The organism is Mesorhizobium sp. M7A.F.Ca.US.002.01.1.1 (genome assembly GCF_004022955.1).
In the GTDB taxonomy this organism is placed as follows: Bacteria; Pseudomonadota; Alphaproteobacteria; order Rhizobiales; family Rhizobiaceae; genus Mesorhizobium; species Mesorhizobium ciceri.
In genome coordinates, this window is the sequence record NZ_RZQE01000211.1 from 1 (window position 1) to 9,752 (window position 9,752).

Here is a 9,752-nt window from a genome sequence, read left to right on the forward strand (position 1 = left end):
GAATTATATTGACAATGCGCGCCCGGGCTGTAATGTCCCGATCGTCGGCTTTCGGAGGAAGGTCGGCATCATCAAATCCATACGGCAGCGCTCACTGAGTGCCTGCAACGGTCATTGAGGATGGCTTCGGCCAAGGGAGGAAACTTGCGCAAATTTCTGAGCACGCTCGCAATCGCGGCGGCTGCATCGACCTGCTTTGGGTCGATGCAGGTACGCGCCGAAACCCCTAACCCGTTCAAATGCGAGCCGGGTGAAAAATACGTCATGAACGTGATGGTCTCGGGCGTCGAATACTGGTTCCCGGTCTATGAAATGTTCAAGCAGGCCGGCCAGCAGTTCGGCTGCGAGACCGCCTATACGGGTACGCCGGAATACGACGTCAACAAGCAGATCGCCACCTTCGACCAGGCGCTGGCGCAGAAGCCTGCCGGCATACTGGTACACCCGATGAACTCCGATCCGTTCATCGAGCCGATCAACCGCGCCATCGAGCAGGGCACCGCGGTGGTGACCTTCGCCGCCGACTCGCCGAATTCCAAGCGCGTCTCCTACATCACCTCCGACAACAATGCCGAAGGCACCTATGCCGCCGACGCCGTTGCCAAGGCGATGGATGGCAAGGGCGAATATGCGGTGCTGGAGAATCCCGGTCAGGACAACCACGACAAGCGCGTCAACGCCTTCGTTGCCCGCATGGAAGCCAAATGGCCTGACATGAAGCTCGTCGGCCGCGCCGCTTCGAACCAGGATCCGACCAAGGCCTATCAGGCGGTTTTGAGCCTGGCCCAGGCGCATCCGGACCTCGGCGCCGTGTTCATGCCGGAGGCCAACTCGGCCATCGGTGCTGCCCAGGCCGCCAAGGAAGGCGGCGGCAAGATCCGCGTCATGCTCGCCGACGTCAACGCCAAGATCCTCGACATGATCAAGGCCGGCGAGATCTTCGGCTCGGTCAATCCCAACCAGGGCATGCAGGGCTATATGGGCTTCATGCTGTTGTGGATGGCCAAGCATCCCGGCCTGATCGATCCGATGAACGACGCCAAGCGTTCGGGTTTCAACCCGATGAGCGTGCCCTTCGTCGACAATGGCTTCTCCATCGTCTCCAAGGACAATGCGGACGACTTCTACTGGGACAAGTACCTCAAGCGTCGCGGCACCAAGGGCATCGAGGAATAGTCTCGATCGCCGCCCCGGCCTCCACAAGGCCGGACCAACCGGGAAGGAGGCTTCGGCCTCCTTCCTCCCCCGCAAGCATCGCAGGAGCATGGCGTGACCCAGGCGCCCATTCTTGAAATCCGCGGCCTGTCCAAGGCGTTCGGCCCGGTCAAGGCACTGAGCGACGTGCGGTTCGAGCTGCGGCGCGGCGAAATCCATGCGCTGTGCGGCGAGAACGGCGCCGGCAAGTCGACGCTGATGAACATGATCGCCGGTGTATTGCAGCCCGACGAGGGCGACATCCTGATCGATGGTGAGCGCATTTCGATTCACTCGCCCGCGGCCGCCCAACGTCTCGGCATCGCGCTCGTCCACCAGGAGATCGCGCTGTGTCAGGACGCCACGGTTGCCGAAAACATCTACATGGCCGCGATCAACAGCCGGCGCGCGCCGCTGATGAATTTCCAGAAGCTCTACGCTGACGCCCAGAAGGTCATGGACCTGCTCGCGCCCATTCCGGTGCGCACCAGGGTCGCCGACCTCTCCATTTCCAACCAGCAGCTCGTCGAGATCGCCAAGGCGCTGACGCTCGACTGCAAGGTGCTGATGCTCGACGAGCCGACCGCCGCACTCACCGAAAGCGAAGCGCAACGCCTGTTCTCGATCTTGCGCGGGCTTAGGGAACGTGGCATTTCGGTGGTCTATATCAGCCACCGCATGGCCGAGATCTTCTCGCTCTGCGACCGCGTCACCGTCTTCCGCGACGGCCGCTACGTGGCGACCGATGCGATAGCCGCCGTTTCACCCGACGATGTCGTGCGCAAGATGGTCGGCCGCGAAATCACCCAGCTCTATCCCGACAAGCTGGCGCCGCAAGGGCCTGGGCGCCTTCTCCTGTCGGTCGAGGGGCTTTCCGATGGGCGCCGCTTCGCCGACGTCGATCTGCAGCTTCGCGCTGGCGAAATTCTGGGCATAGGCGGCCTGATCGGCGCCGGCCGCAGCGAGATCGCACAGACGGTCTGCGGCCTCAGGCCAATGACCTCTGGAACCGTCGCGCTCGACGGAAAGCAGCTGCGGCCGCGCAGTTATGGCGATGCGGTCAAGGCGGGGCTGGTCTATCTCTCTGAGGATCGCAAAGGCTCCGGCGTGTTCCTCGATCTGCCGATCGCGGCGAACATATCGGCGCTCGACCTCGGCCGGCTCACCGGGCGCCTCGGCCTGCTCGACCGCAAGGCCGAGGATCGTCAGGCGCGGGAGCTGACCGGCAGGCTCGGCGTGCGCATGGCCGGCATCGAGGCCACTGTGTCGACGCTGAGCGGTGGCAACCAGCAGAAGGTTGCTATCGCCAAGCAGCTGTCCGTCAGTCCCAAGGTCATCATCATGGACGAGCCGACGCGCGGGATCGATGTCGGCGCCAAGGTCGAGATTCACCGGCTGCTGCGCCAGCTAGCTGGCAGCGGTGTCGGCGTCATCATCATCTCGTCCGAACTGCCGGAGCTGATTGGCTTGTGCGACCGCGTTCTTGTGGTGCGCGAAGGCAGGATCGCCGGCGAACTCGCCGCCAGCGAGCTCGGCGAGGAAGCCATCATCATGCTCGCCTCGGGCGTCCAGGACAGTTCAATTCAAAGGCAGGCCCAGAATGTCGCCTAGGGAATCAGGAGAAGCGCTCGTGCACGCCGAGATCAAGTCCGCCGGGCGGCGCATCAACTTCGCTCACCTCGCCTCGATGCGCGAGGCCGGGCTGATCGTCATCATCCTGGCGCTGTGCATCGCCATGAGCTTCGCCTCGCCGCACTTCCTGACATGGGGCAATTTCCGCGCCATGCTGATGAGCTTCTCCATCGAAGGCATCGTCGTCGTCGGCATGACCGTCCTGCTCATCGTCGGCGGCATCGACCTTTCCGTCGGCTCGGTCGTGTGTTTCTCGATGGTGGTCTCGGGTGCGCTGTTCCTCGCCGGGCTCGATCCCTGGACGGCAAGCCTGATCGGCATCGGCGTCAGCGCGCTGATCGGCGCGGCCATGGGCTTCTTCGTGACCGTGATAGGGCTCAATCATTTCATCACGTCGCTGGCCGCCATGGTCATCGTGCGCGGCATGTGCCTGGTGGTCACCAAGGGCACGCCGCTGTCGCTGTTCACCTTGCCGCCGGCCTTCAAGGCCATCGGCCAGGGCAGTTTCAACAACATCCCCTATGTCATCCTGATCTTCATCGTCGTGGTGGCGATCTTCGACTTCCTGCTGCGTCGCGCCACGGCCTTCCGCAAGGTTTTCTACACCGGCTCCAACGAGAAGGCCGCGCAGTTCTCCGGCATCAGGACCAATCAGGTGAAGTTCTGGGTCACGGTGCTGTGCTCGACCCTCGCCGGAGTGGCCGGCGTCATCTACATGGCGCGCTTCGGCGCGGCGACGCCGACCTTCGGCGCCGGCATGGAGCTCAACATCATCGCCGCGGCCGTCATCGGCGGCGCCTCGCTGAATGGCGGCTCGGGCACCATCTTCGGGGCGATCCTCGGCATGGCTCTGCTGTCGGTGGTGACGAGCTCGCTTATCCTGCTCGATGTCTCGGTCTATTGGCAGGACATGATCAAGGGATGCATCCTGCTGGCAGCGGTGTCGATCGATCACTTCCTGCACCGCAAGAAGTCCTGAACCTCAAAGGCGGCGAAACAAGACCATGGCCCCTCCCAACACCCGCGACGACATCGCCGCTGTTCGTCAGATGCACCAGGCGCTTGTCCTGCATTATGTCGAAGGCAAGACCCAGGCCGAGATCGCCGGGGAACTCGGCATCTCGCACGCGACCGTCAACCGGCTGATCAAGCGCGGTCACCAGCTTGGTCTCGTCGAGATCAAGATCAAGTCGCCGATCGACCATCTGGTCGACCTGGAAGCGCGGCTGGTGGCGCTGGGCGGCATCGAGCGGGCGATGGTGGTGCCGTCGGTCTCCGAAAATCCGCACACCGCCCTGCAGCGGGTCGGCGAGGCTGCGGCTGGGCTGCTGCTCGACACCATCAAGGACGGCGACACCATCTCGATCACCGGCGGCAAGGGCGTCAGCGCGCTGGTCGCCGGTCTCAAGCCGGGGCGCCGCTACGACGTCGAAATCATTCCCGCCACCGGGCTGGTGCAGGGCAAGCACTACACCGATGTCAACCACGTCGCCTCGCTGATGGCCGACAAGCTCGGCGGCCGCGCCTATCAGATCCATGCGCCGTTGTTTGCGGACACCGCGCAGCAGCGCGAGATGCTGATGGGCATCAGCTCCGTCGCAGACGTGTTTCGCAAGGCGCGCGAGGCCGATGTCGCGGTGGTGGGTGTCGGCTCCATCCTGACCGACGATTCCAGTTACTACGATTTGCATCCGTCCTCGAATGCCGATCGCCAGGCGATCGAGAAGTCCGGGGCAACAGGCGAGCTGCTCGCCCATCTCATCGATCGCCGGGGCAAGCTTTGCAACTACTCGCTCAACCGTTCGTTGGTCTCGCTGACGCTTGACGAGTTCGCGACCATCCCGCGCTCGATCGGCATTGCAAGTGGCGCCAGCAAGGTCGCGCCGATCCTCGCCGCAATGCGCGGAAATCATCTCGACACCATCGTCACGGACGAGGCCACGGGGCTCCAGATCCTCGAGCTGGCCGAACAGGAGGCAGCATGAATTCTCGACAGATCCAGCGGCAGATCGGCAAGTCCGGCATATCGGCGTCGGCCGTGGGCCTGGGCACCTGGGCGATTGGCGGATGGATGTGGGGCGGCACCGACGAAAAGGAGTCGGTGCGGGCGATCGAAGCCTCGATCGATGCCGGCCTCAGCCTGATCGACACAGCGCCGGCCTACGGTCTTGGCCGCAGCGAGGCGATCGTCGGCACCGCCATCAAGGGCAAGCGCGACAAGGTGGTGATCGCGACCAAATGCGGGCTGAACTGGCATTCGGGCAAGGGCGGGCATTTCTTCGACCAGGACGACAAGCCAGTGCATCGCTATCTCGGCGCCGACGGCATCGCCTATGAGGTCGAGCAGAGCCTGCGGCGTCTCGGCACCGATCATATCGACCTCTACATCACCCATTGGCAGGACCCGACGACGCCGATCGCCGAGACGATGGCGGTATTGGAAAAGCTCAAGGCAGCCGGCAAGATCCGCGCCATCGGCGCCAGCAATATCAGCGCCGAGGATCTCGGCCACTATATCGATGCCGGCCAGCTCGATGCGATCCAGGAGCGCTATTCGATGATCGACCGCGACATCGAGAGCAGCCTGCTGCCGATCACTCGCCGCCATGACATCGCCACGCTCAGCTATTCGTCGCTGGCGCTGGGGCTGCTCACCGGCACGGTCGACCCCGGCCGCACATTCGGCGGCGACGACCAGCGCAAGGACAACCCGCGCTTTTCCACGGCCAACCGACAGAAGGTGGCAAAGCTGAAGGAGGCCATCGCCCCTATCGCCGAGAGCCACCAGGCGTCGACCGCGCAGATCGTCATCGCCTGGACGCTCGCCCAGCCGGGCATCACCTTCGCGCTGTGCGGCGCGCGCAATCCCGAACAGGCGCTCGACAATGCGCGGGCCGGGGAGATCACGCTTGCGGCAGGCGAGCTTGCGGCAATCGACGCCGCGGCAGCCGCGCATCTCACCGCGATGGATGCCTGAGAAAAAAAGGCAACAGCCCCGATGAACCGTAGCCATACGTTAGCCGGTCTGCGCGACCGGCCTGATATCGCCGTGCTCGTCATCGGTGGCGGCATCAACGGCATCAGCGTCTTTCGCGAACTGGCGCTGCAAGGCGTCGATGTCGTACTGGCGGAAAAGGGCGATTATTGCAGCGGCGCCAGCGCCGCCCTTTCACGCATGGTGCATGGCGGCCTGCGTTATCTCGAAAACGGCGAATTCAAACTGGTGCGCGAATCGCTGCTCGAACGTGACCGGCTGCTGAGGAATGCCCCGCACTATGTGGTCCCGTTGCCGACGACGGTGCCGATCTTCGACATTTTCTCCGGCCTTGCCAACGGTGCGGTGCGTTTCCTGGGTCTGACGCGGCGGCCGAGCCGGCGTGGTGCGCTGGTCATCAAGACCGGCCTTGCCATGTACGACCTGTTCACCGCCGCACGGCGTTTGATGCCGACGCACAGGTTCAGGGGCCGCGCCGAAACCTTGAGAAAATGGCCGGCGATCAATCCGGCGATCCGCAATTCGGCGACCTATTACGACGCCTGGGTGAGCCGGCCCGAACGCCTCGGCCTGGAGATGCTGCTGGACGCCACGGCGAGCGCGGCGAACGCCCGCGCCTTGAACTACGCTCTGGTATCGTCGACAGGTGATAGCCTCGCCATTACCGACACGCTGACGGGCGAACAACTGCCGGTACGGGCGCAATTGGTCATCAACGCTACTGGCGGCTGGATCGACCTGACCAACAAGGCCATCGGGGCGGCGGCGCAGACGATGATGGGCGGCACCAAGGGCTCGCATCTCATCGTCGACAATGCAGAACTGTTCGACGCGCTCGGCGGCCATATGGTCTATTACGAGAACGAGGACGGGCGCATCTGCATCCTGTTTCCCTATCTCGGCAAGGTGCTGATCGGCTCGACCGACATCCGGGTCGACGATCCGGACAAGGTCCGTTGCGAGGAGGACGAGCAGCGCTACATCCTGCAGTCGCTCGCCTTTGTATTCCCGTCGATCAAAGTAGCTGAAAACCAGATCGTGTTCCGCTTCGCCGGCGTGCGACCCTTGCCCGCCAGCGAGGACAGTTTTACCAGCCGCATACCGCGCGATCATTTTTGCGAGTTCGTAGAAGCGAGCGGGCGCCTGCCGGCGACACTGTGCATGATCGGCGGCAAGTGGACCACCTTCCGTTCGTTTGGAGCGCTGGCCGCCGACATGGTACTGAAGCGGCTCGGCCTCGCGCGCAGCCAGGGAACGCAGGACATGGCCATCGGTGGCGGCCGTGATTTTCCGGCCGACCCGGACGCCTGGTGCGCGTCATCCGCCGCCGAGCATGGCCTGACGGTCGAGCGCGCGCAAACGCTTCTGCAGCGCTATGGCACGTCGGCCAGGGATTTCGTTTCGCACCCGGCGGGCGAACAGATGCTGCCGCAGTCGGACTATTCGGCAAGCGAGATGGGGCGCATCATCGAGCGCGAGCAGGTCGAGTGCCTTGCCGACCTGTTCTTGCGCCGCACCACCATCGCCATTTCAGGCGGTCTCAGCTTCGACCTCGTCAACGCCGTTCTCGACATGCTGGCGGCGCACAAGGACTGGAGCGCCAGCGAGGCTGCCACCGAGCGCTCGACCTTCCTCGCCTTGCTGGCCGACCGGCACGGCATCGACCTCCAGACACATCAAAGGAGCGCCCTATGCGCGTAAACAAGAAAGTCCGTATGAACCGGCTGTTCGGCGGCGGCCGCTGCCTCGACGTCGCCATCGATCATGGCGTCTGCAACGAGCCGAGTTTCCTTGCCGGGCTGGAAGACATGGCCAGCGTGGTCAACCAGCTGGTCAAGGCCGGCCCCGACGCCATCCAGATGAACTACGGCCAGGCCGACCTGCTGCAGGCCGTGCCTGGCAAGGACAAGCCGGCGCTGGTGATGCGCATCGACATGGGCAATCCCTATAACAGGATACGCCACCGGGCGATGTGGGCGGTGCTGCAGAACGAAGCCGAGCCCTTGCTTGGCGCCATCGAGATGGATGCGGCTTGCGTCGTGGTCAATCTGTTCATGCTACCCGACGAGCCGGACCTGTTCCGGCAATGCGTGCAGAACATCGCCCGCGTGCGCGCCGGTTGCGAGAAATACGGCCTGCCGCTGATGATCGAGCCGCTGGCCATGCTGCCGGTCACCGAGCATGGCGGCTACATGGTCGACGGCGACGCCGATAAGATCGTCACCTTGACCCGGCTTGCCCGCGAGATGGGTGCCGATATCGTCAAGGCCGACCCGACCACCGATCCCAACGACTTCCACCGCGTCGTCGAGGCGGCGCGCTGCCCGGTGCTGGTGCGCGGCGGCGGCAAGGAGGATCTGCGTGCCGTGTTCGACAAGTCGGCCGCCTTGATGGCACAGGGTGCGCTTGGCATGGTCTATGGCCGCAACATCTACCAGCATGCCAACCCGAGCGCTGTCGTGCGCGGGCTGATGGCAATCATTCACGACGATGCCGATGGCGGCGCAGCCTGGGATCTGTACAACCAGGCATAGGCTGCGGTCTCGGGAGGCGCCAATGGCAAGCTATATCCTCGGTCTCGATGCCGGCAACACCGTCATCAAGGCCATCCTCTTCGACCTGTCGGGCCGCGAACTGGCATTCGCCGCCCGTGACGGCCGCTCGTCCATGCCAAAGCCCGGACATGTCGAACGCGACCTCGACGAACTCTGGCGCAATTCGGTCTCGGTCATTGGTCAATGCATCGCTGAAGCCGGTATCGACGCCGGCGAGATCGTCGCCATCGGCTGCGCCGGCCATGGCAACGGGCTCTACGCGCTCGATCGTGCGGGCGCGCCATTGATCGGCATCCAGTCGCTCGACACACGCGCCGTCGACATCGTTGCTGAGTGGGCAGAACAGAATGTCGGCGACCGCACCTACGCCCACTGCCTGCAGCGGCCGTGGGCGGCGCAGACGCCGACCCTGCTTGCCTGGCTCAAGCGCTTTTCGCCGGCTTTGTTTGCCAGCATCGGAACTGTGTTCTTGTGCAAGGATTTCGTCGTCAACCGCCTGACAGGTGCGCGCAGCAGCGATACTTCAGATATGTCGGGCTGCGGCCTGCTGCAGATGCAGGACCGCCGCTACGAGCCGGACCTGCTTGCCGCCTATGGGCTCGGCGATTGCATGGACCTGTTGCCGCCAGTGCTGGAATCGGCCGACATTGCCGGCCATGTCAGCGCGGAGGTGGCGGCCCTGACGGGACTGCGCGCCGGCACGCCGGTCGTCGCCGGGCTGTTCGATGTCGTCGCCAGCGCGGTCGGTTCGGGCGTGACCAGAACCGGTGCCGCCTCGGTCATCGCCGGAACCTGGAGCATCAACCAGGTCATCACCGACAAGCCGATCCGCGACCCTTCGATCTTCATGCTGTCGACTTTCGATCGCCAGCGCTATCTGGCGATCGAATCCAGTGCCACCTCGGCCGCCAATCTCGAATGGATCGTTCGCGAATTCCTCGAACATGGCGGCGAAGCCGGCAAGTCGCCATTCGAATTGTGCAGCGAACTGGTGGCGTCCGTCGATCCCAACAGCGACATCCCGATCTATCATCCCTTCCTTTATGGCTCGCAGCAGAATGGCCATGCGCGCGCCGGCTTCTACGGCATCGCCGGCTGGCACAGCCGAGCCCATCTGCTGCGTGCGCTGTTCGAGGGGGTCGCCTTCGAGCATAAGCGCCATGTCGAGACCTTGCACAAAGCGGGCGCCGATTTCGACCAGGTGGTGCTGTCCGGCGGCGGCTCGCGCAGCAGCGTCTGGCCGCAGATTTTCGCCGATGTGCTCGGCGTGCCCGTCACCGTGGCGCGCAGCCGCGAAACCGGCGCGCTGGGAGCGGCGATCGCGGCGGGCACCGGCGTCGGCATTTTCGCGGACTACAGTGCCGGTGCAACCGCCA

The 9,752-nt window shown here is 64.2% G+C and carries 8 protein-coding genes; all 8 read left to right on the forward strand.

The features are described 5' to 3' along the window. Positions 1 to 144: 144 nt before the first annotated feature. Entirely contained in the window at positions 145 to 1,176 is a 1,032-nt protein-coding gene (locus EN932_RS20060; protein WP_013529471.1) for a substrate-binding domain-containing protein, read from the forward strand. A gap of 93 nt (positions 1,177 to 1,269) precedes the next feature. Continuing rightward, positions 1,270 to 2,805, forward strand: a complete 1,536-nt coding sequence (locus tag EN932_RS20065) for a sugar ABC transporter ATP-binding protein (RefSeq protein ID WP_127365502.1) — start codon at positions 1,270 to 1,272, stop codon at positions 2,803 to 2,805. Between the two features lie 76 nt (positions 2,806 to 2,881). Continuing rightward, a complete protein-coding gene (locus tag EN932_RS20070; protein WP_224674565.1) occupies positions 2,882 to 3,805 on the forward strand; it encodes an ABC transporter permease in 924 nt (307 codons plus the stop codon). Between the two features lie 25 nt (positions 3,806 to 3,830). Further along, positions 3,831 to 4,811 carry a sugar-binding transcriptional regulator gene (locus EN932_RS20075; protein ID WP_024504451.1) on the forward strand — a complete coding sequence of 327 codons (981 nt, stop codon included), beginning with the start codon at positions 3,831 to 3,833 and terminating at the stop codon, positions 4,809 to 4,811. Continuing rightward, entirely contained in the window at positions 4,808 to 5,803 is a 996-nt protein-coding gene (locus EN932_RS20080) for an aldo/keto reductase (RefSeq protein ID WP_027161269.1), read from the forward strand. The genes EN932_RS20075 and EN932_RS20080 overlap by 4 nt, the downstream gene beginning before the upstream one ends. 21 nt (positions 5,804 to 5,824) lie before the next feature. Next, a complete protein-coding gene (locus EN932_RS20085; protein ID WP_128369006.1) occupies positions 5,825 to 7,522 on the forward strand; it encodes a glycerol-3-phosphate dehydrogenase/oxidase in 1,698 nt (565 codons plus the stop codon). Positions 7,523 to 7,536: 14 nt separating this feature from the next. Beyond that, positions 7,537 to 8,355: an aldolase gene (locus EN932_RS20090; RefSeq protein ID WP_206519140.1), complete on the forward strand. Its 819-nt coding sequence runs from the start codon at positions 7,537 to 7,539 to the stop codon at positions 8,353 to 8,355. 22 nt (positions 8,356 to 8,377) lie between these two features. Then, a partial coding sequence (locus tag EN932_RS20095; protein WP_164890546.1) for an FGGY-family carbohydrate kinase occupies positions 8,378 to 9,752 on the forward strand: 1,375 nt, incomplete at its 3' end.